A 26,558-nucleotide genomic window follows, 5' to 3' on the forward strand; every position below is an offset into this window, starting at 1 on the left:
TCCTTCCGCTTCGGCCCCGGGGAGGGACGCATGCACACCACGCTCCACCTGCTGGCGCAGGCACCGCCACCGCAGATGCTGCCGGCCCGCTCGCTCATGGCCTTCACCCTGGCCTCGCACATCATCCTGGTGCCGATGGGCGTGGCGCTGCCGCTGATCACCCTGATCATGCACGGCTACGGGCTGCGGCGCGGCGACGCGACCGCCCTGCTGCTGGCGCGCCGCTGGTCGGCGGTCATGGCGGTGCAGTTCGCCATCGGCGTCGTCACGGGCACCGTCCTGTCCTTCGAGTTCGGCCTGCTGTGGCCGGGGCTGATGGGCCGGTGGGGCGATGTGTTCGGGATCGGCTTCGGCGTCGAGGCATGGGCCTTCTTCCTGGAGGCCGTCCTCATCGCGATCTACCTCTACGGGTGGCGCCGGCTGCCCGCCCGTACGCACTTCCTGCTCGGACTGCCCCTGCCGGCGACGGCCCTGCTGGGCGCCTTCGGCATCCTGGCGGCCAACTCCTGGATGAACACCCCGCAGGGCTTCTCCCTCGACTCCGAGGGCAACCCCGTCGACGTGGACGTCCGCAAGGCGATCTTCACGCCGATGTTCGGGCCGCAGTACTGGCACTTCGTCGTGGCGATGCTGGTCACCGCCGGGTTCGTGGTGGCCGGGGTGTACGCCACCGGCTGGCTGCGCGGGCGCCGCGACCGCTACCACCGCCTCGGCTTCACCGTTCCGTTCACGGTCGCGGCCGTGTTCACCCCCGTCCAGTTCGTGCTGGGCGACGCCATCGCCCGGGCGGTGTTCCAGAAGCAGCCGGTGAAGTTCGCGGCGATGGAGATCGTCTGGAACACCGACACGCACGTCCCGGAGTACCTCTTCGGCCGCCTCCACCCCGACGGGACCGTCACCGGCGGCATCAAGATCCCCCAGCTCGACTCCATCCTGGCCGGTTTCAGCCCCGACACCGAGGTGCACGGGCTGGCGACCGTACCGGCGGCGGACCGGCCCACCGTCACCCAGGCCACCCTCATCCACTGGACCTTCGACATCATGGTGGGCATCGGATCGGTGCTCCTGCTGCTGGTCGTCTGGTACGCGTTCGTCTGGTGGCGGCGCCGCCGGCTGCCCGCGTCGCCGTGGTTCTACCGCAGCGCCGCCTGCGCCGGCGTGGCGAGCGTCATCGCCGTCGAGTGCGGCTGGATCACCACCGAGGTGGGCCGCCAGCCGTGGATCGTCTACGAGAACATGCGGGTCGCCGAAGCGGTGACCGGGGCCCGCTCCGGGTCCTTGTGGACCATGTTCGCCGTGGTCGTCGTCGTGTACGTCCTCATCTTCGGGTCCTTCCTGGCCGTGCTCCTGAAGATGCGCACCCGATGGCGCCAGGACGACGAACGAAGCCTTGAGGCGGGCACGATGGCGACACCGGAGACCGACACCCCCTACGGCCCCCGCTCCGCCGTCCCGGCCGGCGACGCCCCCGCTCCGGGCGGCGGCACCGGCGCGGCACCGACCGAGGACGGCACGCCGTGACCGCCGCCGGTGTGGTCGCCGCCGTCCTGCTCCTCACGGTGGCCGCCTACACCTGCGCCGGCGGCACCGACTACGGGGCGGGCTTCTGGGACCTGACGGCGGGCGGCGCGGAACGCGGCGAGCGCCCCCGGTGGCTCATCGACCACGCCATGGCCCCCGTGTGGGAGGTCAACAACGTCTGGCTCATCTTCGTCCTGGTCATCATGTGGACCGGGTTCCCGGTGTTCTTCCAGACCGTGTTCTCCTCGATGTGGCTGCCCCTGGCCCTCGCCGTCATCGGCATCGTGCTGCGCGGCGCCGGCTTCGCGCTGCGCAAGCCGACCCGCAGGATCGCGGGACGGCGCGTCTACGGCGCCGTGTTCGCGGTCTCCTCGCTCCTCGCCCCGTTCTTCCTCGGTGCCGCCGCGGGCGGGATCGCCTCGGGGCGCGTGGGACCGGGCACCGAACCGACGGCGCACGCCTGGTTCAACCCGACCTCCGTCTTCTTCGGCCTGCTGGCCGTCGTCGGCACGGCGCTGCTCGGTGCGGTGTTCCTGGCCGCGGACGCCGTCCGCTACGAAGCCCCCGACCTGCACGCCTACTTCCGGCGGCGGGCGCTGGCCGCCCTCGCCGCCTTCGCCGTGCTGGGGGCGGTCACGCTGGTCGTCGCCCACGCGGACGCCCCCCACCTGTGGCACGGCCTCTCCCACGGCGCCGGGCTCGTCCTCGTCATCGTGGCCGTACTGGCCACCCTCGTCACGGCATGGCTGCTGCTGCGCACGTCCGGGGCGTGGTCCCGGCCGGCGGCCGTCGTCCTCATGGCCTCGGCCGTGCTCGCGTGGGGCGTGGCGCAGCGCCCGTACCTCATCCCTGGCCGGCTGACGGTGGCCGAAGCCGCGGGGGCGCCCAGCACCCTGCACTGGCTGATCATCGTGACCGTCGTGGCCACGATCCTGGTCTTCCCCGCCGTGGCCTTCCTGTACCGGCTCGACACCCGCGGCGCGCTGGAACCGCTCAGCGACGCGGACCTGCGGCGGGGCGGCGCCGGCCCGGAATCCGAGGCCTGACGGAACGACTGCCGTGAACCGTCTTCCCGCGGACCCGACCGTGCTCCACCTGCTCGCCGGCCTGCCCACCCGGGGGGGGGACACGCTCGTCGGCAACGACGTCTGGTTCGGCTACGGCACGACGGTCATGCCCGGGGTGCGCATCGGGCACGGCACCGTCGACGCCCTCGAACGGGCCGCACCCTAGGCCGCGGAGCCCCGGTTCAGGGCGGCGTCCAGGGTGATCGCCGCGTCGATGAGGGCGAGGTGGGTGAAGGCCTGCGGGAAGTTTCCCAGTTGGCGTCCGGTCAGGTCGATCTCCTCGGAGTACAGGCCCAGGTGGTTGGCGTAGCCCAGCATCTTCTCCAGGACGAGCCGGGCCTGGTCGATCCGTCCGGCCCGGCCGAGTGCGTCGACGTACATGAAGGTGCACAGGGAGAAAGTGCCCTCGGAGCCGCGCAGGCCGTCCGGTGACGCCTCGGGGTTGTAGCGGTACACCAGGCTGTCGCTGACCAGCTCCTGCTCCATCGCGTCGAGGGTGGAGACCCACATCGGGTCCTGGGGGATGAGGAAGCCGACGGTGGGCATGCGCAGGAGCGAGGAGTCCAGGACCTGGCTGCCGTAGTGCTGGACGAACGCGCCGCGCTCCTCGTTCCACCCGCGGTCCATGACCTGTTCGAAGATCCGGTCCCGGGTGGCGCTCCAGTGCGGTACCGGTGCGGGGCGGCCGCTGAACACGGCGTGCCGCAGGGCACGGTCGAACGCCACCCAGGACATCACGCGGCCGTAGGTGAAGTCCTGGGCCCCGCCACGGGTCTCCCACAGCCCTTCGTCGGCCGAGTCCCAGTGCTCCGCCAGCCACTCCAGCATGCGGATCAGGCCGGTCCATCCCCGGTACCCGAGGTGGATGCCGTGCCTCTGCGCGAACGAGATGCTGTCCATCGCCTCGCCGTAGATGTCCATCTGGAGCTGGGTGGCCGCTCCGTTGCCGATGCGGACGGGCGACGAGCGTTCGTAGCCCTCCCAGTGGTCCAGGGTCTCCTCCTTCAGGTCGGAGGAGCCGTCGACCGCGTACATGATGTTCAGCGGCCCGGTGTCCCCCTCGCCGCCCGCGCGTTCCGCGATCCGGTCGCCGAGCCATCCGATGAACGCCTTCGCCTCCTCCGTGAACCCCATGCCGAGCAGGGCGTACACGGAGAACGAGGCGTCCCGGATCCATGTGTAGCGGTAGTCCCAGTTGCGCTCGCCGCCGAGCTGCTCGGGCAGCCCGGTGGTGGGCGCGGCGATCACGGCGCCGGTGGGGGCGTATGTCATCAGCTTGAGGGTCACGGCGGAGCGTTCCACCGGCTCGCGCCAGCGGCCGGTGTAGGTGGAGGTGCTCAGCCACTTCCGCCAGTAGCCGATGGTGGCCTGGAAGAGTTCCTCGTACTCGGCGAGGGGGATCCGCCGGGGCGGCCCGTCGGCGGCGGACTCCAGGAGCAGCCCGCGCTGTTGGCCCGCTTCCAGGTTCAGGGTGAGGCGCACGTCGCGCTCGCCGCCGGTGAGGAGGTGGCCCAGTCGCTCGTCGTCCGGTTCCCGGATGGTGTGCACGGTCAGGGTGGTGCCGTCGGCGGTGAAGACCGCCCCGTTCTCCGTGAGGTGCAGATCGTGCGACTTGCGCCCGTAGTCGAACCGGGGAGCGATGTCGATGTCGAAGGTCATGCTGCCGCGCACGCAGCGGACCATGCGGATCAGCCGGTGCCGGGCCGTGACCGTGGTGCCGGTCAGGGGCATGAAGTCGACCACCTCGCCGGCGCCGGCCTCGGTCATGAAGCGGGTCACCAGGACCGCGGTGTCGGGCAGGTACAACTGCTTGGTCGCGTACGTCGTGTGGGCCGGGCGGACCGTGCAGTGGCCGCCCTTGCCCTTGTCCAGCAGGGCTCCGAACACGCTGGGCGAGTCGAAACGCGGGCAGCAGAACCAGTCGACCACTCCGTCGGAGGTCACCAGCGCCGCGGTCTGCAGATCGCCTATCAGGCCGTGGTTCTCGATCAGCGGGTACTCGTCCATCAGGGCGTCCCTTCCGGCATGCGTCGCCGCCCGGATCTCGGCCCCCCGAACCAGCGTATGCCGGGCCTGCGGCACCGTCCCGCCGAGCCGGGTTCCTACGGCGCACGGCATACGTCGAACGCCGAAGGAGCTTCTCCGAGCAGCCCGACGGGGCGGCGGGGCGGCTACGGGGGACGACGCCCCACAGCACTAGCTTCCGGCACCACGGTCGGGTGCGCTCATGTCCCCCGTCGCGGGAATGCCGTCGGCGAGCCCGTAGCGCAGGTAGACGGTGCCCTTCGGGCCGGCTGCCGGGGGCGCGAGGAGCGTGAGGTTGGCGGGCACCGCGCCGCTGTCGAACACCTTCTTCCCGACGCCGAGCACGATCGGGTGGAGCCAGAGGTCGAGGCGGTCGAAGAGCTTTTCGCGCAGGAGGGTCTGTACGAGGTTGAGGCTCCGACGACCTTCACGTGCTCGTGGCGGCAGCGGATCTCGCGGACCGCGCCGGCCAGGTCCGGGCCGAGCCGTGTGGACCCGGCCCACGAGAGGTCGGGCCTGCCGCGGGAGGCCACGTACTTCGGGATGCGGTTGAAGAGCGTGGCGATCTCGTTGTCCTCACCACCCTCCTGGTGGGGCCAGTAGGCGGCGAAGATGTCGTACGTCCGCCGGCCGAGCAGGAGGGCGTCCGTGCCCTCGTACGCGGCACCGACCTGCGCCCCGGCGACCTCGTCCAGCAGGGGCGCCTGCCAGCCGCCGAACGGGAACCCCACCGGGTCCTCGTCGGGGCCGCCGGGCGCCTGCCCGACGAGGTCGAGGGTCGCGAACAGCTCGATGTGGATGAGGCCCATGGCTCACTCCCGATGAATCGGTTGTCTCCGTCGTCTCCGTCAAGAGATAGACCGGCCGGCGCCCGCGGACTCATCGCCGCGCGGGCATCGGATTCGCTCGGCGCCACGTTTACCTATTATCTTTAGGTAAATACCTAATGGCTGTAGCCATATCGAAGGAAGGTGAAGGTGATGGTGCGGGTGGGGCTGACGCCGGAGCGGCTGACCCTGGCGGGGGCGGAACTGGCCGACGAGGCCGGATTCGAGCAGGTGACCCTCTCGGCGCTCGCCCGGCGCTTCGACGTCAAGGTCGCGAGTCTGTACTCGCACGTGAAGAACTCCCACGAGCTCAGGACCAGGATCGCCCTGCTCGCGCTGGAGGAACTCGCCGACCTGGTCGCCGCCGCCGTGGCCGGGCGTGCGGGCAAGGACGCCCTGATCGCCTTCGCGAACGCCTACCGCGACTACGCCCGGGCGCATCCCGGCCGCTACGACGCCGCGCGGTTCAGGCTCGACCCGCAGACGGCCGCGGCGAGCGCAGGGGTGCGGCACGCGCAGATGACGCGGGCGATCCTGCGCGGCTACGACCTGGCGGAGCCGGACCAGACGCACGCGGTCCGCATGCTGGGCAGCGTCTTCCACGGCTACGTCAGCCTGGAGGCGGCCGGAGGCTTCAGCCACACGGCCGTCGACGCGCAGGACTCCTGGGCCTGGACCCTGGAATCCCTCGACGCCATGCTGCGGCGCCGGAACACCCCCTGACGCGCGGCGCGCCGCGCGCACCGACCCGGCCCGCACCCCGAACACCCCGAACAGCAGGCTGAGGCAAAGGCAATGAGCACCGAACAGGGCTGGATCACCACTCCCGTCACCGCGGACATGCTGCGCGGGCACCTCGACGTGGAGAGGACCGCGCACGGTCTGCTGCCGCACCGGCTGCCGGCCCGGGCGCGGCTGCAGATCCCCGACGACCGACTGGCCGTGGCCGAGGCGCAGCCCTCGGGCGTACGGCTGGTCTTCCGCACCCGGGCCACGGTCGTCGAACTCGACACGCTGCCCACCAAGCGGGTCTACCAGGGTTTCCCGCCCCCGGCGGACGGCGTCTACGACCTGTTCGTCGACGGCCGTCTCGCCGCCCAGGCCACGGTGGCCGGCGGCAACGTCCGTACGGTCACCGACCTGGTCGGCCAGACCTCGGAGCTGACCGAAGGGCCTGCGGGCACCGCCCGGTTCACCGGACTTCCGGCCGGTGACAAGGACATCGAGATCTGGCTTCCGCACACGGAGATCACCGAGCTGATCGCCCTGCGCACCGAAGCCCCGGTGGAACCGGCACGCAGCAGCGGGCGCAGGGTGTGGCTGCACCACGGCAGTTCCATCAGCCACGGCTCGAACGCCGTCCACCCGAGCGCCATCTGGCCCGCCCTGGCCGCCGCGCGGGGCGGAGTGGACCTGGTCAACCTGGGGTTCGGGGGCAGTGCGCTGCTGGACCCGTTCACCGCGCGCGCGATGCGGGACACCCCCGCGGACCTGATCAGCCTCAAGATCGGCATCAATGTCGTCAACGGCGACACGATGCGCCTGCGTGCCTTCACCCCCGCCGTCCACGGCTTCCTCGACACCATCCGCGAGGGCCGTCCGACGACCCCTCTGTTGGTGGTCTCCCCCATCCTGTGCCCGGTCCAGGAGGACACCCCCGGCCCTCTCGCGCCGGACTTCGAGGGCGGGACCCTGCGGTTCAAGGCCACGGGCGATCCGGCCGAACGCGCTGCCGGGCGACTCACCCTCACCGTCATCCGCGACGCACTCGCCGCGATCGTGCAACAGCGGGCGGCCGACGACCCGAACCTCCACCACCTCGACGGGCGCGACCTGTACGGCGAGAGCGACCACGCCGAATTCCCGCTGCCGGACGCGGTCCACCCCGGCCCCGAAGGACACCGCCGCATCGCCGAGAACTTCGCGCGGCTGGCGTTCGCGGGCGACGGCCCCTTCGCCACCAGGACCGGCTGAGCCCCACGGTCCGAGGCGGAACCACGGGCCGGGCGTGCGCGCGGGCACGGACTCCGGTGGGGCGGATCACCAGCGCATGCGGACGTCCTCGGCCCATCCCAGCAGCCGGTCCACGACGATCCGCTCGCCGCCCGTGCGGATCGAGCCCGTGTAGTGGCCGAAGCACTGATCCGTGCGGTTGGCGAGGAGACCGATGCCGTTGGGGGTGGACCGGTTGTGGAACGGGGTGAACACCAGGTCCACCCGGGCCGATCCGGGGCTGCGGATCGACCACGGCGCCAGGTGGTCGCCGCGGGACGGAGGCGGCGCCCCAGTTCCACGCCACCGAGCGGGGCCACCGGCCGCGCCCGTGGTCGAGGGTGCCCCAGGCGTCGGCGCCGAAGGCCAGTACGGACGGCTCAGGGCAGCAGGACGGCCTTGCCGCGGTTGCGATGGGCTTCCAGGTCGGTGTGGGCCTGGGCGGCCTCCGCCAGCGGGTAGGTGCGCCAGACCGGAACCGAGACCTTCCCCTCGGCGGCCAGCCGTGCCAGCTCCGGCAGGGAGTCCCCGGTCCGGTCCGTGCTTCCGGTGCTGAAGAGCACACCGTGCTGCGCCGCCGACATGTCGGCGATGGTGACGACACGGGTGCTGTCACCGGTCAGCGCCACCGATGCGGCCAGCACGCCCGCGCCGGAGGTGTCGAAGACGAAGTCCACCCCCTGGGGAGCGGCGGCGCGCACCCGCTCCGGCCAGCCGCCGCCGTAACGGACCGCCTCGGCGCCCAGCGCAGCCACCCGTTCGAGATCGCGCTCGCCGGCCGTTCCCACGACCGTGATGCCCCGGGCGACGGCCAACTGCGCCGCGGCCGTGCCGACACCGCCGGCGGCGCCGTGGACGAGCAGGGTCTGCCCGGTCCGCACGCCCAGCTGTTCCAGGACACGGAACGCGGTCTGACCGACCGTCACCAGGGAGGCCGCGGCCTCCCAGGACAGGGCTCCGGGCTTGGCCACGAACCGGTCGAGCAGCGCGTACTCGCTGTAGCTGCCGCCGACGGCGACGCCGAGGACCTCGTCTCCCGCGGCCGCGCCGGCTCCCTCACCCACGGTATCGACCACGCCGGCCGCGTCCAGACCGAGGACCACGGGAAACCGGGCCGGGACGGCGCCGGCCATCAGACCGGAGCGGAGCTTCATGTCGAACGGGTTCACGGAGGCGGCCCGCACCCGGATCCGGACCTGGCCCGGACCGGGCTCCGGCGGGGTGACGTCGGACAGGCGCAGCACCTGGGGCGCGCCGTACTCGGAGAAGGTGATGGCTCTGGACATCAGGAACTCCCGGATGGAGGGCGTGCGTACGGGCGCGGCCGCCGCCTCGTGGCCCGGCCGGTGAGGGCGGGCAGGCACCCGCCCTCGGCGCACCCACAGCATTCCGTGCTTCTCCGTGAGCACCGGTGCGGCACGCGGAACATCAGGACGGTGGGTCGGCCAGGGCGTACAGGCCGGACACCCCGGCCCCGCGGCGGCGCTTGGCCTCGATGGCCTTCATGCCCGCGTGGAGGGCGGTCGTTCCGTGGGCGTAGGCGTCCTCGATGGGCAGGTAGTACATGAGGTTGAAGTACAGGCGGGGCGCCGGGTGGCGGCGGTCGAGGGCGACCGCGCGGATCCACGTCGTGGTCCCGTAGTGGTAGAAGAGGCAGAAGCCGGTCATCCGGGGTCCGTCGTAGGCGGCCACCACACGCGCTTCGCTGCCCATCGCCGTGGCCTGCCGTTTCAGCAGGCCGGTCATCGCGTCGAGGCCGTCCCGGTCGTGCCCGTGGCCCTGCTGGTGTCCGGCAAGCAGGACCGCGGCGTCCTCCCAGCAGTCGGCGAGTACCTGGCGGCGTACGTCGAGGCCGGTGGCCGCGGCGAATTCGCGGCGCTCACGGCGGATGCCCGCGCGGCGCTGTGAGGGCAGGGAGGAGATGTAGTCGTCGAAGTCTGTGCCGGGGAGCGGGATGAGGGCGTCGTCCTCCAGGTGCAGGGCGGGGTCCGGGTAGAGGGGGGCGAGCCGGGTGGCGGCCTCGGCGGTGAGGTAGGGCCACCAGTGCGTCGTGCCGTGGTGGTCGGCGAAGCGGCGTACGGCGTCCCGGAGGAGGGCGAGGCAGGCGTCGCGCCGGCCGGGGCCGAGGCCGGGGGCGGTGAGCGGGGTGTTGTGGTAGCCGCGCCGGGCGCCGGCGATCACGCGGGGCCTCAGGTACGGGGGCAGTACGGTCTCGGGCTGGTAGCTGTCGTTCGGCTCGTCCCGCACCAGGTAGAGGGGGGTGGCGGCGAGCAGTGTGCCTCCGGGGTCCCGGACGAGCACGTACGCGCAGGTGGCGGTGGGGTCTTCCTCTTCGCCTGCGAGCCACCGGTGGGAGAGGTAGAGGCCGGCCGGCCGGGCGAGGTGCTCCCACTCGGCGGCGGGGACCTCATGGACGGACTCGACGGTGCTCGTGATCAACGGGGGTTCCTCCGGCGGTGGCGGTTCGGGGCCTTGAGGGCGGGCGCGGCGAGTACGGCGATCAGGCAGGCGGCGGCTTCGACAGCCCACGGGAAGAGCGGGCCGGCCTCCAGCAGCAGGGTGAACAGGGCGGGGGCGGCGACCATGCCGACGGCCCACGAGAACTGGTACAGGCCCTGTGTGAAGCCGCCGGCCGCCTGGGGGGTGAGGCTCACGGACAGTTCGCTCAGCGCCGGGCCGAGGAGGATCTCCGCCACGCTGAACAGCACGACCGCCACGACGAGGGCCGCCCAGGCGGCGGAGGCGGCACCGGGCGGCGAGGGCAGTACGGGCAGTCCGGGCAGGGCGGGCAGTGCGGGCAGTGCGAACGCCCACATCCCGACGGCCATGATCAGGTATCCGGCGGTCACGGCGCGGCGGGGCACCTTCGGCGCCACGTGCGCGGTGACGACCGTCGAACACGCGGAGACGATGACGGTGTTGATGACGAACAGCAGGCTCGCCGCCGAGGCGGGGAGCCCCAGGGCGCGGGTGGTGTAGACGGCGGCGAGGACGGCGAGGACGGCCTGCGCGAGGACGTAGGGGATGTTGACGGCCACGAGCAGCAGGTAGCGGCGGGTGTGGTCGGCCCGGGTCACGAGGGCACCCGGCGGCGTCCCGTCCGGTTCCGCTGGGGTGGTGGTGAGGGCGGCGAAGCAGGCGGCGGCCACGAGGTAGGTGGCGGCATCGACCGCGATCATCCAGCGCAGCGAGCCGTTCCCGAACACGGTCAGGGCACCCGCCGCGGCGGCGGACCCGGCGGCGAGCCCGATGTTGCGCAGCGAGCCGGTGAAGGCGAACCAGGAGCGGCGTTCGCCGGCCTGGGTGACGTGCGTGATCAGGGTGCGCTGCGCGGTGAAGTACATGTTGATGCCGGCCTGTACGAGGAGGTACACGCCGGCGACGTGCGACGGCTCGCGGGCGAGCAGGAACAGGGCGAACCCGGCGGCGGAGAGGATGTTCGCCCACACCACGACGCGTTTCGGCCCGACGCGGTCCATGAGGCGTCCGGCGAGGAACGTGACGGGCAGGGCGAGGGCCTGACCGATCGTCATGGCCGCGCCCACCCGCGCCAGGGGCAGCCCCTGGACGTCGGTGAAGTACAGCAGTCCCAGCGGCAGGAGCATGCCGTTGCCGACGGAGTCGATCAGGTTGCCGGTGACGAAGAGGCCGTGCCCGCGCAGTCCGGGCAGGCCGAGACGGTCCGCCGCGGTGCGCGGGCGGCGGGTGTCGGTGGCCGCGCTCACCGGTTCAGCAGGGAGCTGATCTTGCCCATGACCTCGGCCGCGGGGAAGCCGGTCGCCTCGTGCAGCCGCGTCAGGGCCTTCACGGTCGGGTCCTCCTCGCCTTCGGCGAGGGTGATCACCACGATGTCCCCGTGGGAGGCGCCGTCGATGACCAGGTCGTGCGCGGTGACCACCCGGACGCACCGGCGGAGCTCGGTCAGTACCGCCGGCGGGATGCCGTCCCCGGCGAGGAATTCGATCGCCCAGCCGGCCCGTCGTGCCGTGCCTCCGGTGAAGGGGAGGCCGCGGGCCAGGCGGGCGAGGGAGGTGAAGGTGTTGGTGCCGGACGCGGCGCAGGAGAGGGTGGTGGCGCCGCCGATGCGCGGGTTGATCTCCAGGATCACGAACCGCCCGCCGGTGTAGATCATGTCGATGTTCACCGACCCGTGCACTCCCAGGCCCCCGCAGAAGTCCACCAGGGTGCGGGCCACTTCGGCGAAGGCGGCGTCGGCCTCCTCGCGGGGGCCGCACCAGCGCAGGTCCGCGAAGGTGAACACCGGCTCGGCCCCGGCGCGGCCGGTCCAGCACAGGGGAAGGACCTGGTAGGCGCCGGGGCGCCCCACGATGTCCACGCTGCACAGGTCACCTTCGACGACCTGTTCCACCACCGCGGACACCACCGCCGACGACCGCCCCGACACCGGCGTGCCGGATGCGAGGTAGGCATCGAGGTCGGCGGGTGAGCGCAGGGTGCGGATGCCCATGCTGGTCGAGTCCCATACGGGCTTCGACATCAGCGGATAGCCGATCCGTTCGGCCTGCACGCGCAGCGCGTCCCGGTAGCCGGGCACCGCGAGACCCCGGCCCGCCAGCAGATCGGAGTCGACCCGGAACCCGTCGGGCACCAGCAGCCCGGCCCGCTCGCAGAGCTGCTTGGTCTCCCACTTGTCCACCAGCAGCATCGTCGCGGCGAGCGGCGTCATGACCGTCGGGATGCCCACCGCGTCCAGGAAGGCCTTGGCCGCGGCGTCGCGCAGGGCGTTCTCGCACGGCAGCGAGATCGACACCGCCGCGTCCGCCCCCCAGGCGGCGACCGCGTCCGCGAGCTCCCGGGGCGTCACGCCCCGGTCGAGCCGTTCCCGGTAGCCGGGGAAGTCCTCGTCACCGGCGATGCCGCTGGTGTGGAACAGCCCGGCCTCGATCCCGTCCGCCGCGAGCCCGCGTACGGCCTGCTGGACGTAGGGATCGGCGCGCTGGATGCCCACCGACCGTAAGAAAGCGATCTTCCGCACCGGCTTCAGCCCACTTCCACTCGGGACCGGGCGGCCACCCGGTCGGCCAGCCCGCGCGCCCGCTCGGCCGTTTCCGCACGGGCCACCACGTGCCCGATCCGGCAGGCCGAATCCGCCGGGTCCGGCACCGCCTCCCCGGGCCCGAGATGCACCTCGCCCCGCGTACCGGGCAGCTCCGGGATGACCACCTGCCGCACCACGCCTCCGCGCTCCGGCAGCAGGAACCGGATCGACGCCGCGTCCGTACGGGTGGGCACGGTGTCGGGCACCAGACCGAGGACGGCCTGGAGCTGGGCCTCGGCTTCGCTCACGCCGGTCGCGGCCTCGACGATCTCGCACAGGTTGTCCCCCGGCAGCCGGGCGCCGGTCTCGATCACGTACGGGGTTTCCGTGCCCGGCGGAATCTTCAGCTCCGTGTGCGCGATCCCGTTGCGGACGCCGACGGCGAGCGCCGCCCGCGCCGCGATGTGCTGCACCTTCCTGACCAGCGGCGCGGGCAGACCGGAGGGGCAGGTGTGCCCGGTCTCGATGCGGTACCGGCCCTCGGTGGTGTCCTTCGCGACGACGGGCAGGGGGTAGGCCACCCCGCCCGCGACCACCGTGTCGCAGGAGTACTCCCCCCCTGGGACGTACTCCTGCAGCAGGGCCCGCGTATCGAGCTCCAGGCCGTGCGGGTGGGCGTGCGTGAACCGCTGGGCCGCGCCGACCGCGTCGGCGAGCTGATCGGGGCCTTCGACCACGGACACGCCCCACGAACCGCCCTGCTCCGCCGGCTTGACCACCAGCGGCCATCCGAGCGCGCGCTCCTGTGCCTCTCGGTACGCCTCGGCGGCATCGTGCGCGACCGCCCAGCGGGGTGCGGGGATGCCGGCGGCCGCGAACGCCTCACCCATCTCGATCTTGTTCCTGGCGGCCCGCGCGAGCCGGGGATCGTTGCCGGGCAGGCCGGTCCGTTCGGCGAGCAGTGCGGCGAGCGGGGTCAGCAGCTCGAAGCAGGGGGCGACACCGGTGATGGCGTGCTGCCGGCAGAAGGCGGCCATGTCGTCCAGGGCCCTCGGCGTGTCCGCCAGGTCCGTTGCGCACACCCCCGCGAGGCCGGCCCGCAGCCGGTCGGGATAGCCGTCGTGGACGTCCTTGCGGGTGGCCGCGTACAGGCGCACTCCCAGCCGGTCGGCCGCCTCGACGAGGAACCGCCCGGCGTTCCCCATCGGCTCGATCACCAGCACTCCCGGCCCGCGCGGGCCCACCCCGATTGTCATTCCTCCAGCAAAGCCGGGGGGCGGGCGCGGCGGCTATCGGCCTGACAGACGAAAAGAAGTCCCCCCGCAGCGTGGGCCTTTGGAGCAACTGCCAACGAACCGGCCAGTACGGGATGGGTATTTGGTGCGCCCACCCGATGGAACCGGACAAGTGTCCCGTGATCGGATCGCCAGGCCGGGAAAACCCGCGCCGGCACCCCGTACGGGAGGGCAACACCGTGACCAGCAGCCTGCACCAGGAGCTCGCCGACCACATCGACCAGGGCGTCATTCCGCCCTACCAGTACTCGTACCCGCCCCGCTCCACGTACCGCCCGCTCCCGGAGGGCAGGTGGAGCGTCCCCGACGTGTGGGCGAGGGATCTCGCCAACCACCAGGTCCCCGAGCTCAATCTCTACCTGCACGTCCCCTTCTGCGACCGCAAATGCGGCTTCTGCAACCTGTACACGATCATCAGCACCGACGAGGACGTCTACGACGCCTATACCGACGCCCTCTGTACGCAGATCCGCGATCACGCGGAGATCATCCAGGCCCGGCGGTTACGCACGATCTACATAGGCGGCGGCACCCCCGCCCTGCTGAAGCCCCGCCACTTCGAGCAGATCTTCACCACCATCGGCGAGATCTACCCCAACTGGCGCTCCACGGCCGAGGAAGTCGCCGTGGAAGCCACCCCGTCGTCGATCGCCGACGCGCCCGGCGATTTCAAGGCCCTCATCGACATGGGCCTCACCCGCGCCAACGTCGGCATCCAGTCCCTCGTCCCGCGTGAGATCCGCGAGGCCGGCCGCGGCAGCGAGGACGAGGACGTCATCCGCCGCGCCGTCCGCACCGCCCACGAACTCGGCCTGCCGGACCTGTCCACCGACCTGATCATGGGCTTCGCGGGACAGACCCCGGAAACCTGGCGCCAGAGCGTGGACGAGCTGGCCGCGCTCCGGCCCACCACCATCAGCACCTACTTCCTCACGGTGCGGCCGGACGCCTGGTTCTCCAGGACCGGCGCCTACCAGTACATGTGGCAGCCCGAGCTCTACGAGCGCTACGACTACGCCCGCCAGGTCTTCCTCGACCACGGCTACGTCCAGGAGGGCTCCGTCCGCTACAAGAAGCCCGGGCGCGGCGGCTACGTCCAGAAGGTGCTCACCTTCCACGGCGTTCCCCTGCTCGGTCTCGGGGTCGGCGCCCGCTCGTACACCAGCGTGCTGGACTACATGTGCGGCAGCGTGAAGCCCTCGGCGGCCGAGGTCGCCGATTACATCAAGAGGGCCAGGAACCACGAGCTCTCGCCCGTCACCGGTTTCGAACTGACCGGTGAGGAGCTCGTCCGCAAGCGCCTCGTCCTCGACATGTTCGACCTCGACCTCACGGAGCTCGACCGGTTCGGCTACCGGAAGCACGCCGCCGAGTTCGAGCCCGTCCTCGACGCGGCCGAGTCCAACGGGCTCGTCCACCGTCTCGGCCGCCGCGTCCAGCTGACCCCCAAGGGCTTCAAGTACCGCGACGTACTGTCCTGGATGTTCTACTCCCGGTCCGTCAAGGACCTCGACCGCGAGTACTACGAGGAGCTCCACGCGGCGAACAAGCGCGCCCGGAAGAACATGGGGGCGACACCGGTACGGATCACCGGCATCGACCTGCGGGAGCGCGAGGGAGCCGCGTGAGGGACCTGTACATCGCGGCGGGCGGCGGAGGGGACCCCGTCGGGACCCTCATCGCCGCCCGCGCCCTCACGGCGGACCGGGCCGGCCCGGCGGATCCCCCGTGGATCGCCACCTACGCGTGGGAGCGCCCGGAGGTCGACCCGACCGCCCGCCCCCTCGGGGCAGGCGACTTCGACGGCCTCGCCCACGACGAGGACGGAGGCCTCGGGGGCGACTTCGGCGGCGGCTTCGGGGGCGGCTTCGCGACGTTCACACCGGCCACCCGCGCCCGCCCGCCGGCCGGGTCCACCATGCCCGCCCTCGCCAGGGACCTGCCCGCCCGGCTGCTGCTCCTCGACCCCGCCCGGGGACTCTCCTCCCTGGCACGGCAGATCTCATCGATGGCCGAAGCGACAGGCGGCCGGATCCGCGTCGTCGACATCGGCGGCGACATCCTCACCCACGGCAACGAGCCCGGCCTGTGCAGTCCGTTCGGGGACGCCCTCACCCTCGCGGCCTGCCGCCTCACCGGCATCCCCGCCACCGTCCACATCGCGGGCCCCGGCCTCGACGGAGAGATCGGTGAACGGCCCCTCCTCGAACGCCTCGCCGGAAGCCGCCCCCTCACCCCGGACCGGGACGCGGCAGCGGCGGCCGGCCGCGCACTGGCCTGGCACCCTTCCGAGGCATCCGCGTTGTGGGCGGCCGCCGTGCACGGCGCCCGGGGCACGGTCCGCACCGTGAACAGCGTCATCCGCCTCACGGACGTCTCCCCGCGGCTGTACCCCCTGCCGCTCCGGGAGGCCATCGGCCACAACCCCGTCGCCCGGGCCCTCGTGGACGAGCGCCCGGCCACCCTGGACGCCGCCGCCGACCTCTCCCGCCGGATCACCGGCATCCCGGGGCTGGAGAGCGAGCGCACCCGATCCCCCCGGCCGGACCCGCCCGCCGGGGGGATCGCCCTCCTCGACCGGGACGAGGCCATGAAGACCCTGTGCGAAGCGGCTGGCGGAGCCGACCACATCACCCTCCGCCACGCCGCCCGCTCCCTCGGCCTCGCCTGGGCGGACATCCCCGCCCTCCGGGCCCTCCTCGCCACGGACACCCCCCTCCTCCCGCTCACCTCCGGGCCGGGAAGGGAACTGCTCGGGCGGGGTGCCTCCTGGTAGCCGGCGGGGGTGGGGCTGCTCGACCCCCGTTTGACATGCCCCGAGGGGGTGGCAGGGTGGTACGTGGGGTACGTGTTGGGAGGTTCCGCATGCTATCCGCTTCGGCACGGTGTGCTGCCGCGCGACAATTTCCGCTGCGGCTGACGACGGGCGCGTTCTTGCTGAACTCCGGGATCTCGAAGCTCGGTGCGGACGAGGCCACGGCTGAGAAGCTGCAGCAGTTCGCCGCCATGACCTACCCGTTCCTGAAGAAGCAGGACGCTCAGAAGTTCGCCAGGCTGCTCTCCGCCGGGGAGCTCGCCATCGCCGCCGCACTGCTCGTACCGTTCGTCCCCGCCGCTGTCGCCGGGGCCGCGCTGACCGCGTTCTCCGTGGGCACCCTCGGGCTCTACCTGCGTACTCCGGGGATGCGGGAGGAAGGCAGCCTGCGCCCGACCGAGCAGGGAATCACCCTGGCCAAGGACCTCTGGCTGCTGGGCATCGGCGTCGCCCTCGTGGCCGACGGCGTGACCGGACACGAACACCGGTGAAGAGGGCTCGTCAGGGGCGCCTATGGCCATGACCACATGGCTCTTCGAACCCGGCCACACCGCGGCGGAGTTCCGGGCGAGACACATGATGGTCACGTACGTGCGGGGACAGCTCAAGAACGTGCACGGGTCGCTGGTGGTCGATCCCGACAGGCCGGAGGAGGCACGCGTCGAGGCGACCATCGACGCGACCGAGGTGTACACCGGTCAGCCCCAGCGCGACGCCCACCTCCGCAGTGCCGATTTCTTCGACGTCGAGCACCACCCGACGTGGACGTTCGTCGGGTCGCGCGTTCACCAGGTGAGCGGAACCGAGTTCGAGGTCACCGGAGATCTCACGGTACGCGGCGTGACGCGCCCCGTGACCTTCGACGTCACCTACCTGGGACAGTGGGACACCCCTTGGTGGGAGGAGGGGCGGGACCTCGGCCCCCGGCGACGCGCCGGATTCGTCGCCACGGCGCGCATCGACCGACACGAGTTCGGGGTGAGCTGGAACGATGTGGTCGACCGCGGCGGAGTGGTCGTCAGCCCCATGGTCGACGTCACGGTCGACGTCGAGGCCGTCCTCGAGCCCGGCACAGCGGCCGCCTGAGCGGGGTGGGGGTGCGCCCGTTCCCGTGGGGGTGCGGCGGTTCCCCCTGGAGTCAGGGGCGGATGCCGTCGCAGGCGATCGGCAGATGGCGGGGCCCGCGGAGCACCGCGTTCTGGCGGTACGGGGGCGGGTCCTCCAGCAGCCGCGGGTTCTCCAGTCTGCGGGCCAGCTCGCTGAGGGCCAGCTGGGCCTCCATGCGTGCCAGCGGGGCGCCGAAGCAGCTGTGGATGCCGCTGCCGAGGCCGAGGTGCTGGATGTCCCCGCGGTCGGGGTCGAAGCGGTCCGGGTGCTCGAACCGCTTCGGGTCGCGGTTCCCGGAGGCCAGGATCAGCGAAACCGTGGCCCCCTTGGGGATGGTCACCCCGGCCACCTCGATGTCGTCGAGCGTGCTGCGCCGCGGCAGGAGCTGCACGGGCGGTTCGTACCGCAGCAGTTCCTCGACGATCGGTACGGACAGCTGCGGGTCCTCGCGCAGCCGCTGGAGGACGTCCGGGTGGCGCAGGAGGGTCAGCATGCCGTTCGTGATCAGGTTGACCGTGGTCTCGTGGCCCGCGATCAGCAGCAGCGCCGCGGTGCTGATGGCCTCCAGCGTGCTCATGGACCCGTCCGCCTCCTCGGTGGCGGCCGCCAGCTGGGACAGCATGTCCTCGCCCGGATCCTTGCGGCGCTCCTCGATCAGCCCGGCCAGGTACATGCCGAGCTCCATCTGTGCGTCCGCGGCGGCCTTCGGCTTCTCGCCGGGGTCGGCGTCGGGATCGGGGTCCAGGCTGGCGGCGATGGTGTCGGCCCAGCCGTGGAAGCGGGGCTCGTCCTCGTGCGGCACACCGAGCAGCCGGCAGATCACCGTCACCGGGAAGGGGTAGGAGAACTGGTCGACCAGGTCGATCCGTTCCGGGGATCCCGCGTCGACGATGCCTTCGATAAGGCTCGAGACGATGCCGGCCAGCTCGCCGCGCATGTCATGGACCTTGTGCGGCGAGTGCGGCGGCCCGAACGGCCGGTTCGTGATGCGGCGCAGCCGGTCGTGGTCCGGCGGGTCGAGCTTGAGGAACACCGGGGGCAGCGCCGAGTCGTCCCCGGCCTCCTGCGCCAGCGGGTCGCTCGACGGCAGTGTCAGGTTGCGGGGGTCGGAGCTGATGCGCGGATCGTGCAGCAGGCTCTGTATCTCGTAGTACGTGCTGACGACATACGGCCCGTCCGCGTCGTGGAACACCGGCGTCTTGCGCAGCTCCTCGTACAGCGGGTACGGATCGGCGCGGCTGGAGTAGTCGAGGATCTGCCGGAGCATGGCTTGGCTCATGATGTGTCCTCGCACGGCTCGCGGGATCGGCGGACCGTTCGTGCGATCCGCCGCCGTCGTCGTTCTGACACTGGTCGCCGGCCGAATCCGGCGCCCCGGTTTCCCCAGCATGCACGGAGGCCCCGGCGGCCGCCTGCCGGACGGCGACATTACAGGTCAAGGCCCCCACGCCCAGGCCGCGAAGCCATGGCTCGGGGCGCGTTACCGAGCCATCCCGCCCCCTCGACAGCCCGTCGGCCCCTACCGCATCATCATTCTTGCACTAGTAGTGCAATGATTTCGGCGGAAGGAAAGGCCCACGTATGCGTACGTTCCTCCGTGTCTTGGCTGTCCTGGTGGCAGCCGCCGTCTTACCGTCCCTCACCGCCGCGGCCCCGGCCGGAGCGGTGACCGTGCCCGCCCTGTCCATACCCGGGGATCCGCGCGGAGCCGGACTGGACCCGTTCACCGGTCACGCCGTCGCGCCTCGGCCGGTCTCCGTCCCCCCGGTCCCGCAGCACCCGTTCATGGCCGCAAACGGCTCCAGCAACCTGCACGGCGACGCCTACCAGAGCGACACGTACGAAGGCCCCGGCCCCACCGGCCGCGATCTCGCCGTACGCAGCAGGCTCCAGGGCGGGCTCTGCGGCTCGGTCACCTTCGACTCCAGGGGCCGGATCGTCACCGTCTGCATGACCCCCGGACGCTCTCCCCGGCTGATGCTGCTCGATCCGCACGACCTCGCAGCGGTTTCCTCCCTCACGCTGCCCGGAACGGCGGGCACCAGCCCCACGGAAGTCTCGGGAGGCGGCTACTTCTACCTCGATCAGCTCGACCGGGCCGTCGTCCCCACGAAGGACGGCACCATCCAGGTCGTGGCCGTCCGGCGCGACGCACTCGTGACGGAGGCGCGTTACGACCTCAAGCCGGTGATCGGCACCAGCGGCATCGTGTCCGTCCTCCCCGACTGGTCGGGGAGGACGTGGTTCGTGACCGGCAGCGGTGTGGTCGGCGTCCTCGATCCCGCCACCGGCGCGGTCTCCACCCACGTGCTGCGGGGGGAGGGAATCGCCAACAGCATCGCGGTCGACGAGTCCGGCGGCGTCTTCGTCGTCAGCGACCACGCCCTCTACCGCTTCGACGCGTCCGCCGAGGGCCGACCCGTCGTCACCTGGCGGGCCCCGTACGACAGGGGCTCGCGGCAGAAGCCCGGCCAGCTCAGCCAGGGCAGTGGGACCACTCCCACGCTCATCGGCCCGGCATCCGGCCCGGGCGGAGGGTACGTCGCCGTCACCGACAACGCCGACCCCCGGATGAAGGTGCTCGTGATGGAGCGCGGGAAGACCGGGCCCGCGAAGGTGTGCGAACAGCCGGTCTTCGCCCCGGGCAGGAGTGCCGACGAGAACAGCCTCGTCGCCGTGGGCGGTGACCTCGTCGTGGAGAACAACTACGGGTACGTCGTCGCAGAGCACGCCCTCCTGAAGGGAATGCTCGGTGGGCGCCAGGTCGACACCGAACCCGGCCTGGCCCGGGTCCACGTCGACTACACCACCCGTACCTGTTCCCTGGCCTGGTCCGACAGCACCGAACGGGTTCCCAGCGTCGTCAGCAAGGTCTCCCTCGCGACGGGCCTCCTGTACACCTTCACCCACCCCACCGCGGACGAACTGCGCTCCGCCCACCGGACGGGCACTGCCGCAATGCCCGACGCGTGGTACCTCACGGCACTGGACGTACGGACCGGCAAGCGGGTGTGGAGCCGGCTGGTCGGCGCCGGGCCCCTGTTCAACAACCACTACGCGCCGGTGACCCTGGCCAGGGACGGCTCCGCCTATGTCGGCGTGGTCGGCGGCCTCGTCCGGATCAAGGACTCCTGACCCGCGCGAACGGCCAGCCCGACGCGGCACCCGACCCGGCGCCCCACCCGGCCGCCCGACCCGCTGCCCGACCCGCCGTACGGGTCTCCGGCTGGGCCCGGACGTGTGACAGACCGCGGCCACGCTGCGGTACGGGGCATGAACCGCGCCCCGGACGGTTACCCCTTCCCCGGGTCCCGGCCTCCTCGGCGCAGGAGCGCGGCAGAGCCTGACGGCATCGCGCCGGTCCGCGTACCGCACCACGGACGGCTCCACGAACGGCTTCACGAAAGGTACGACGATGAGACGGCGCAGCACGCGTCACCGGGGATTGAGCTCCCTTGTCACCCTTGCCCTGACCGGCGCGGCGACGGCGACCGCCGTGGTCCCCGCCCACGCGGTCACCGTGCCGTGCGACACCGCGGCTTTGATCGCCGCGATCGTCAACGCCAACGCGGGCGTGGACACGGTCATCGACCTGGAGCCGTACTGCCTCTACGAGGTCTCGGCCGCGTACTCGACCGACACCGGACTTCCGCCTATCACCAACAACACCACCGGCGTGACCATCAACGGCCACAACGCGACCATCAAGCGTGTCGGCTCCGCATCCTTCCGCCTGTTCGAGGTCGGTACGGGCGCTCCGGACCCCGTCACCCAGGGCAACCTGACACTCAACGACCTGACCGTCATGAACGGGAAGCCCTCCAACGCCATCGGCGGCGGCAACGTGCTGGTCAGGGAAAACAGCACCTTCGCGGGAACCAACGTCGCCTTCCAGGGAGCAACGGCGAACCTCGGCGGCGGCATCAGGTTCCGGTCCAGCACCACGGGAACCCTGACCGACAGCCGCATCTCGGACAACCAGACCAGCGGTGGGGCGAGCGGCGGGGGCGGGCTGCAGTCCGACGGGCAGCTCACCCTCACCAACACCCACATCACGAGCAATCGTGCGCGCGTCGGCGGCGGTATCGGGCACTCCGCCGGGACGCTCACCGTCAACGGCGGCAGCATCAAGCACAACACCGCCTTCGACTTCGGCGGCGGTATCTCCTCCGACGGAAGCGGCACCCTGAACATGACGGGGACCGCCGTCACCGACAACCGCGTCACCACCGGCGGTCTCGGGTCGGGCTCCGGCGGCGGGGTGTACATCGGGTTCAGCGGCAACCGGACCATCACCGACTCCGTCATCGAGGGAAACACGGTGACGGTCCAATCCGCGGACGACGGCGGAGGCGGCATCTCCGTGCACGGCGGAACGCTCACGCTGGACAACACCAAGGTGAAGGGGAACAAGCTCATCGGAGAGGCCGGTCACGGGGCCGGAATCAACGCGCTGGGAGGCACCTTGAACCTCCTGAACGCCTCGGACGTGACGGAGAACCTGGCCGCCGGCCGCTACTCGCTGGGCGGCGGGATCTACACGGCCAGCCTCGCCACCACCCCGGCGGTGAACGTGAACGGCTCCGCCGTCGACCGCAACAAGGTCTCCGGCACCGGTTCACGAGCCGGCGGCATCTACAACGCGTCCGGCACCTACAACCTGACCGACGCCTCGGTCCAGTTCAACGTCGCGCCGGACGCCCCCGCGCCCGGCGGCATCTGGACGAGCACCGCGATCACCTCGGTCACGACCACCACGATCGCCAACAACACCCCGACGAACTGCCTCTACAGCCCGGCACCCGTGACGTCCTGCGTCGGCTGACCCCGCCCCGTCGACGCCCCTGCGGCCCCGCCCCGAGAGGGGGCGGGGCCGCAGGGCGTTTCGTGCGTCCATCGCTGCGTCGCGGGAACCGGGATCGTCCCCACAGCGGGGCACGGCCGGCGAAGGGAGCCCCGGGGCACGGGGCGCGCCTTCGCCGGCCGCGCCGGGTGTCAGCTGCCCGAACCGACGAACGTCACGTAGACGGCGCCGTTCTCACCGCTGTTGCCGTTGGAGATCACCGGGACGCTCGAGGCCGTGTCGGTGTTCGCCACCGCCCAGCTGCCGCCACCGCCTCCGCCACCACCGGTGATGGCTTCACCGCCGCCGCCACCGCCACCGCCGCCACCCCAGCCGCCGCCACCACCGCCGCCGCTGCCGTAGTTGGTGCCGTTGGTCCGCCACTCGCCCTCGCCGCCCTGCCCGGCATTGCCGAAGAAGAGGGAGGAGTTGTTCGTCCACGTCGCACCGGCGTTGGGGCCGTTGCCGGTGTGGACCGGGCCGCCCAGACCGCCGATGCCGTCGATGCCGCTGGTCCCGGCCTTGTGGTCCACCCCGGAGCCGCCACGGCCGCCTGAACCGCCGTCACCGTTGCTGCCGCCGCTGCCACCCGCGCCGGTGCGCGTCAGGCTGCCGGTGGTCGCTTTGCCGTCGCTGCCCGCGGATCCGCCCGAGATGATCTGACCCGAGACCGCGGTGCCGCCGTTGCCGCCGGCGCCGCCGTTGCCGTTGGCATTGCCCTGGCCACCACCGCCGCCACCGCCGGCGTCGGCGAGCAGCGTGGTCGTGGTGCACGAGCCGTAGCCCTCGATGCACGGGTTCTGCGTGGTGAGGTCCACGCCGGAGACCAGGGTGGAGGCACCGCCGCGACCGCCGGCGGACGTCGCGCCGAGTTGGCCGATGTAGTAGTACAGGGTCTGTCCGAACGCGGTCTGGAAGCTCGCGACCGACGTGACGGTCTGCGCCTTGCCACCGTAGCCGCCGTCACCGCCACGGTAGAGGCCGCCGCCGTTGCTGCCGTACCGTCCGGCACCGCCGTACGCCGTCACGACCATGGGCGTGGTCGTGGTCAGCGGGGTCTGCGTCGCGTTCTGCGCCGCCGCCAGCAGGGCCGTGGTGTCGTACGAGGAGAGGCCGTCCGGCAGTTGGCAGGACACCACGCCGGACTGGATCTCGCCGCACGAGATGTCGGTCGTCGTCGCCGAGGCGGTCGGTGCGGAGAGTGCCAGGACGGAGACCAGGCATGCGCCGGTCCCCAGGGCCTTGACGACCCTTTCCGATCTGAGCATGCAATTCCCTTCAGGGGCGGGCGGATGGGCCCGGCGTGCGGTCACGGCGCGCATTGTGCGACGGCCGCCACGGTGGCGGAGGCCGTTGCCGAGGGGTTCAGGACGGTGACGGTCCAGGTGTTGGGAGTCGCCGCCCGCGAGGTCAGCAGGACCTGCAGCGAGCCGCTCATGAGGTAGCCGCCGCTCACGAGGGTGCTCCCCGCCGGGCAGGTGGCGAACACGGTGGCCTCATTGCCGGGGGCCACGGTGATGGGATCGCCGACGGTCTCGGTGGTGGCCACGGGCCCGGCCGGCCCGGTGGCACCCGGAGAGCCGCTGGGACCGGGGGGACCCGAGGGCCCGGTGGAGCCCGCGGGACCGCTGGGACCGGGAGGACCCGAGGGCCCGGTGGAGCCCGCGGGACCGCTGGGACCGGGAGGACCCGAAGGCCCGGTGGAACCCGCAGGACCGCTGGGACCGGGAGGACCCGAAGGCCCCGTGGAACCCGCAGGACCGCTGGGACCCGGAGGACCCGAAGGACCGGGAGGACCCGAAGGACCGCTGGGTCCGACCGGGCCCGGCGGGCCGCTGGGACCCGGACGCTTGTGTCCGTCGTGGTCCCCGTGGTGCGGCGGTCCGTCCTCGTAATCCTCGTCCTGCGGCGGGCCGTCCTCGCGGTGCGGTGGCGGCCGGTCGTGCGGGGGTCCGGACAGGAAGGGTCCGCAGTTCACCCAGGACGGACAGAGCCCGTTCGGATCGGGGTCCGCCTGCGCCACGGCCGAGGACCGCGCCGCCTGCACCGGGGACGATGCCGCGGTACCCGCGAGCCCGGCCGCGGCCACGGTGAGCACTGCGAAAGCCCCGCAGACTTGGGGGATCCGCCGACCGGGCAACGGCCCCGAACGGCCTCGCCGAGGGAGATCAGAGCGCATCAAGGAGCTTCTGCTTTCTTGGGGGAAGGGGAGAGCGGGTCGCGCCATCGTTACCCTCTGGGGGCTCGTCCGCGTCCGCTCTGCTCCCTTTTGAGTGACTGTCATACGACGCCCGGCCTAGGGCGACTCGGAATGAGCCGCCGCTGCGCCGGGCAGTGCGGGTTCCGCGCCGCGCGACCTGCCCGGGACCGGCTTCGCAGTCCCCGCAGGCTCCGTGGCCGCCCGCACGCAGGTCGTGCGGGCGGCCACGGAACACCGTCGTTCCAGGGCGCCGCCGTACCGCGGTCAGGCCTCGGGAGACTTCTCCGGAGAGTCCTCGTGCGCGCCCCCGTGGGGCTTCGTGTCCGGCTCCTCGTGGGGATCCGTCGTCGGCTCCTCGCGGGGATTCGTCGCCGGCTCCTCGTGCGGACCCTGACCGTGCTCCTCGGCCGGGCGGTGCCCCGGCTTCTGGTGCCCGCCGAACTCCGCCGGGACCACCCTGAAGGCGATCGACTGCCACAGCTGGGAGCTGTGCCCGGCCAGCTCCAGGCGGTACTCGCCCCGGAGGTGGTGGTACCGGCCGTGCCGCTCGGGGACCCTGACCGTGCCGGAGACCTCTCCGTCGCCGTTCGCGAGGAGGATGGCGAGGGTGACGATGCGCCGGCCGGCGCGCAGGTCGCCGTTCCCGTCGGATCCCTCCACGGTGCGGGTTTCGTCGGCCCGGCCTTCCGGGATCAGCCGTACGTACACCTCCTCGTTCGGCCAGTAGCGGCTGGCGGACACGGTGAAGCTCTCGCCGTGTGCCACCGTGCTGCGGTCGACGGTGATGGTGGAGAAGGGGGCCGGGTTGACCGCGGCCGGCGGCGCTGCCGACGCTACGGCCGGGCCCGCGCTCAGCACGGCGGCTCCGGCCGCCAGCGCGACGAGCCATCGCGGGTTTCTGGGCATGGTGGGGTGGTCTCCTTCGGAAGCGGAGGGCACGCCGGGCCGTTCCTCGAACACCGGCCCGCGATTCGTAGACACGTACGTGTCGAACCAAACAGGCGCGCCACGCGGCTCCCCGGGACGGTCGCGGTCTGCCACCCGTACGGTCGGCACCCGCCCACACGGCCACCCGCCGTCTCGTTTGCGACAATGGCACCCGGCGAGGTTGGGAGGGGCACCGTGAATCAGCCGGCTCGACGGCCGCGGACCGAGGGGCGCGCCATGGACGGCCGTGCCGCCGACGGCCGTGCCGAGCGCGGCCGCCAGTCCCGGGTGAAGATCGCCGAGGCCGTACTGTCCCTGCTCGACGACGGGGAATCCAGCTTCCCCGCCGAGCGGGTGGCCGAGCGCGCGGGCGTGTCCCGGCGCCTGGTGTTCCACCACTTCGCCGACATGTCCGAGCTGGTGGAGACGGCCATCACCCGCCGGCTGGAGCAGCTGATCGAGCAGATCAGGCCGCTTCCGACCTCCGGCCCGCGTGACACCCGGGTAGCGGCCCTGACGGAACAGCGGGCCCGGATCCTGGAGTGGATCACACCGGCCCAGCTGACCCTGATGCGCCTGGAAGCCCCCGGGGGCCGCGTTGCCGAGGTCACCCGAGAGGTGCTGGACCTCGCCCGGGCACGGCTGGCCGAGATCTTCGCGGAGGAACTCGAACGTCTGCCCGCCGCACGCGGGACCGAAGTCCTCTACGGGCTGGACGCGGTGACCACCTGGGGCGCCTGGTACCACTGGCGCAGCAGCGGCCTGAGCGCCGAAGCGGCAGCGAGCACCATGGAGACGGCCGTGCACGCCCTGCTCGCCACCACCGACCGGCCCCGCTCCGACGACTAGGCCGTGTTTTAGATCGGGGTTCCGGCCCGCGCCTTGCGCCGTGATGATCATGGTGTGGGGCGTGGGGATCTTTCTGGTGAGCAGTGGTCGG

General features: G+C 72.0%; 22 protein-coding genes and 2 pseudogenes. 12 read left to right on the forward strand and 12 right to left on the reverse strand.

The genetic code is table 11. The features are described from left to right. Nucleotides 1-30: 30 nt before the first annotated feature. The 3 genes and pseudogenes from ACZ573_RS10325 to ACZ573_RS10335 form a co-directional block, all read left to right on the forward strand. Nucleotides 31-1,521, forward strand: coding sequence for a cytochrome ubiquinol oxidase subunit I (locus ACZ573_RS10325; protein WP_471301699.1), 1,491 nt, complete (start codon nt 31-33; stop codon nt 1,519-1,521). Then, the gene (locus tag ACZ573_RS10330) at nt 1,518-2,567 is read left to right on the forward strand and encodes a cytochrome d ubiquinol oxidase subunit II (RefSeq protein WP_471301702.1); all 1,050 of its coding nucleotides are present in this window, start codon (nt 1,518-1,520) and stop codon (nt 2,565-2,567) included. The genes ACZ573_RS10325 and ACZ573_RS10330 overlap by 4 nt, the downstream gene beginning before the upstream one ends. Nucleotides 2,568-2,619: 52 nt before the next feature. Continuing rightward, nucleotides 2,620-2,727 (forward strand): annotated as a pseudogene (locus ACZ573_RS10335) (antibiotic acetyltransferase); the annotation flags it as partial. Between the two features lie 23 nt (nt 2,728-2,750). On the opposite strand, the gene ACZ573_RS10340 reads toward ACZ573_RS10335, so the two are convergent. Continuing rightward, nucleotides 2,751-4,595: a glycoside hydrolase family 15 protein gene (locus ACZ573_RS10340; RefSeq protein ID WP_471301704.1), complete on the reverse strand. Its 1,845-nt coding sequence runs from the start codon at nt 4,593-4,595 to the stop codon at nt 2,751-2,753. 189 nt (nt 4,596-4,784) lie between these two features. Then, complete coding sequence (locus ACZ573_RS10345; protein ID WP_471301706.1) at nt 4,785-4,958, reverse strand: hypothetical protein; 174 nt, start codon at nt 4,956-4,958, stop codon at nt 4,785-4,787. A 635-nt stretch (nt 4,959-5,593) separates the two neighbouring features. On the opposite strand from ACZ573_RS10345, the gene ACZ573_RS10350 reads away from it, so the two are divergent. Together ACZ573_RS10350 and ACZ573_RS10355 are read left to right on the forward strand one after the other, a co-directional pair. Beyond that, the gene (locus ACZ573_RS10350) at nt 5,594-6,163 is read left to right on the forward strand and encodes a TetR/AcrR family transcriptional regulator (RefSeq protein WP_471301810.1); all 570 of its coding nucleotides are present in this window, start codon (nt 5,594-5,596) and stop codon (nt 6,161-6,163) included. Nucleotides 6,164-6,235: 72 nt separating this feature from the next. Continuing rightward, nucleotides 6,236-7,414 carry a GDSL-type esterase/lipase family protein gene (locus tag ACZ573_RS10355; RefSeq protein WP_471301708.1) on the forward strand — a complete coding sequence of 393 codons (1,179 nt, stop codon included), beginning with the start codon at nt 6,236-6,238 and terminating at the stop codon, nt 7,412-7,414. A 66-nt stretch (nt 7,415-7,480) separates the two neighbouring features. Here the strand turns inward: ACZ573_RS10355 and ACZ573_RS10360 are convergent. The 6 genes and pseudogenes from ACZ573_RS10360 to ACZ573_RS10385 form a co-directional block, all read right to left on the reverse strand. Then, nucleotides 7,481-7,793 (reverse strand): annotated as a pseudogene (locus ACZ573_RS10360) (DUF2804 family protein); the annotation flags it as partial. 19 nt (nt 7,794-7,812) lie between these two features. Continuing rightward, entirely contained in the window at nt 7,813-8,718 is a 906-nt protein-coding gene (locus tag ACZ573_RS10365; protein WP_471301711.1) for an NADP-dependent oxidoreductase, read from the reverse strand. 142 nt (nt 8,719-8,860) lie between these two features. Further along, entirely contained in the window at nt 8,861-9,871 is a 1,011-nt protein-coding gene (locus ACZ573_RS10370) for a GNAT family N-acetyltransferase (RefSeq protein WP_471301712.1), read from the reverse strand. Beyond that, the gene (locus tag ACZ573_RS10375) at nt 9,868-11,157 is read right to left on the reverse strand and encodes an MFS transporter (RefSeq protein ID WP_471301715.1); all 1,290 of its coding nucleotides are present in this window, start codon (nt 11,155-11,157) and stop codon (nt 9,868-9,870) included. The genes ACZ573_RS10370 and ACZ573_RS10375 overlap by 4 nt, the downstream gene beginning before the upstream one ends. After that, complete coding sequence (locus ACZ573_RS10380) at nt 11,154-12,428, reverse strand: ATP-grasp domain-containing protein (protein WP_471301718.1); 1,275 nt, start codon at nt 12,426-12,428, stop codon at nt 11,154-11,156. Before ACZ573_RS10380 ends, ACZ573_RS10375 begins: the two co-directional genes overlap by 4 nt. 5 nt (nt 12,429-12,433) lie before the next feature. Beyond that, nucleotides 12,434-13,687, reverse strand: coding sequence for an ATP-grasp domain-containing protein (locus tag ACZ573_RS10385; protein ID WP_471301720.1), 1,254 nt, complete (start codon nt 13,685-13,687; stop codon nt 12,434-12,436). A 218-nt stretch (nt 13,688-13,905) separates the two neighbouring features. On the opposite strand from ACZ573_RS10385, the gene ACZ573_RS10390 reads away from it, so the two are divergent. From ACZ573_RS10390 to ACZ573_RS10405, 4 genes are all read left to right on the forward strand, one after another. Then, complete coding sequence (locus tag ACZ573_RS10390; RefSeq protein ID WP_471301723.1) at nt 13,906-15,354, forward strand: coproporphyrinogen-III oxidase family protein; 1,449 nt, start codon at nt 13,906-13,908, stop codon at nt 15,352-15,354. Further along, complete coding sequence (locus tag ACZ573_RS10395) at nt 15,351-16,502, forward strand: DUF1152 domain-containing protein (protein ID WP_471301725.1); 1,152 nt, start codon at nt 15,351-15,353, stop codon at nt 16,500-16,502. The genes ACZ573_RS10390 and ACZ573_RS10395 overlap by 4 nt, the downstream gene beginning before the upstream one ends. An 89-nt stretch (nt 16,503-16,591) precedes the next feature. Continuing rightward, nucleotides 16,592-17,032 (forward strand): hypothetical protein, encoded by a 441-nt coding sequence (locus tag ACZ573_RS10400; RefSeq protein ID WP_471301728.1) that lies wholly within the window; start codon nt 16,592-16,594, stop codon nt 17,030-17,032. 22 nt (nt 17,033-17,054) lie between these two features. Beyond that, nucleotides 17,055-17,627, forward strand: coding sequence for a YceI family protein (locus tag ACZ573_RS10405; protein WP_471301730.1), 573 nt, complete (start codon nt 17,055-17,057; stop codon nt 17,625-17,627). Nucleotides 17,628-17,679: 52 nt separating this feature from the next. Here ACZ573_RS10405 and ACZ573_RS10410 read toward each other — a convergent pair whose 3' ends face one another. Beyond that, on the reverse strand, nt 17,680-18,927 hold the full coding sequence (locus tag ACZ573_RS10410) for a cytochrome P450 (RefSeq protein WP_471301733.1): 1,248 nt from the start codon (nt 18,925-18,927) through the stop codon (nt 17,680-17,682). A 302-nt stretch (nt 18,928-19,229) separates the two neighbouring features. Between ACZ573_RS10410 and ACZ573_RS10415 the strand changes: the two genes are divergently transcribed. Together ACZ573_RS10415 and ACZ573_RS10420 are read left to right on the forward strand one after the other, a co-directional pair. After that, nucleotides 19,230-20,783, forward strand: a complete 1,554-nt coding sequence (locus tag ACZ573_RS10415) for an NHL repeat-containing protein (RefSeq protein WP_471301736.1) — start codon at nt 19,230-19,232, stop codon at nt 20,781-20,783. Between the two features lie 310 nt (nt 20,784-21,093). Continuing rightward, nucleotides 21,094-22,473 carry a hypothetical protein gene (locus ACZ573_RS10420; RefSeq protein ID WP_471301739.1) on the forward strand — a complete coding sequence of 460 codons (1,380 nt, stop codon included), beginning with the start codon at nt 21,094-21,096 and terminating at the stop codon, nt 22,471-22,473. Between the two features lie 170 nt (nt 22,474-22,643). Here the strand turns inward: ACZ573_RS10420 and ACZ573_RS10425 are convergent, their stop codons facing one another. The 3 genes from ACZ573_RS10425 to ACZ573_RS10435 all read right to left on the reverse strand — a co-directional run bounded on the left by ACZ573_RS10425 (nt 22,644) and on the right by ACZ573_RS10435 (nt 25,597). Continuing rightward, complete coding sequence (locus ACZ573_RS10425) at nt 22,644-23,759, reverse strand: hypothetical protein (RefSeq protein WP_471301741.1); 1,116 nt, start codon at nt 23,757-23,759, stop codon at nt 22,644-22,646. Between the two features lie 41 nt (nt 23,760-23,800). Further along, nucleotides 23,801-24,040: a hypothetical protein gene (locus ACZ573_RS10430; protein WP_471301744.1), complete on the reverse strand. Its 240-nt coding sequence runs from the start codon at nt 24,038-24,040 to the stop codon at nt 23,801-23,803. Nucleotides 24,041-24,955: 915 nt separating this feature from the next. Beyond that, nucleotides 24,956-25,597 carry a hypothetical protein gene (locus ACZ573_RS10435; RefSeq protein ID WP_471301746.1) on the reverse strand — a complete coding sequence of 214 codons (642 nt, stop codon included), beginning with the start codon at nt 25,595-25,597 and terminating at the stop codon, nt 24,956-24,958. Between the two features lie 258 nt (nt 25,598-25,855). Between ACZ573_RS10435 and ACZ573_RS10440 the strand changes: the two genes are divergently transcribed. Then, the gene (locus tag ACZ573_RS10440) at nt 25,856-26,467 is read left to right on the forward strand and encodes a TetR/AcrR family transcriptional regulator (protein ID WP_471301747.1); all 612 of its coding nucleotides are present in this window, start codon (nt 25,856-25,858) and stop codon (nt 26,465-26,467) included. The last annotated feature ends 91 nt before the right edge of the window (nt 26,468-26,558 follow it).

It is taken from the genome of Streptomyces sp. NPDC040545 (assembly GCF_055595065.1).

Bases quoted from the DNA above. Each gene is read 5' to 3' on its own strand.
- ACZ573_RS10415 (WP_471301736.1), top strand. From the start codon at position 19,230: ATGCGTACGTTCCTCCGTGTCTTGGCTGTCCTGGTGGCAGCCGCCGTC.
- ACZ573_RS10410 (WP_471301733.1), bottom strand. From the start codon at position 18,927: ATGAGCCAAGCCATGCTCCGGCAGATCCTCGACTACTCCAGCCGCGCC.
- ACZ573_RS10385 (WP_471301720.1), bottom strand. From the start codon at position 13,687: ATGACAATCGGGGTGGGCCCGCGCGGGCCGGGAGTGCTGGTGATCGAG.
- ACZ573_RS10405 (WP_471301730.1), top strand. From the start codon at position 17,055: ATGGCCATGACCACATGGCTCTTCGAACCCGGCCACACCGCGGCGGAG.
- ACZ573_RS10425 (WP_471301741.1), bottom strand. From the start codon at position 23,759: ATGCTCAGATCGGAAAGGGTCGTCAAGGCCCTGGGGACCGGCGCATGC.
- ACZ573_RS10340 (WP_471301704.1), bottom strand. From the start codon at position 4,595: ATGGACGAGTACCCGCTGATCGAGAACCACGGCCTGATAGGCGATCTG.
- ACZ573_RS10365 (WP_471301711.1), bottom strand. From the start codon at position 8,718: ATGTCCAGAGCCATCACCTTCTCCGAGTACGGCGCGCCCCAGGTGCTG.
- ACZ573_RS10325 (WP_471301699.1), top strand. From the start codon at position 31: ATGCACACCACGCTCCACCTGCTGGCGCAGGCACCGCCACCGCAGATG.
- ACZ573_RS10400 (WP_471301728.1), top strand. From the start codon at position 16,592: ATGCTATCCGCTTCGGCACGGTGTGCTGCCGCGCGACAATTTCCGCTG.
- ACZ573_RS10355 (WP_471301708.1), top strand. From the start codon at position 6,236: ATGAGCACCGAACAGGGCTGGATCACCACTCCCGTCACCGCGGACATG.
- ACZ573_RS10435 (WP_471301746.1), bottom strand. From the start codon at position 25,597: ATGCCCAGAAACCCGCGATGGCTCGTCGCGCTGGCGGCCGGAGCCGCC.
- ACZ573_RS10440 (WP_471301747.1), top strand. From the start codon at position 25,856: ATGGACGGCCGTGCCGCCGACGGCCGTGCCGAGCGCGGCCGCCAGTCC.
- ACZ573_RS10350 (WP_471301810.1), top strand. From the start codon at position 5,594: ATGGTGCGGGTGGGGCTGACGCCGGAGCGGCTGACCCTGGCGGGGGCG.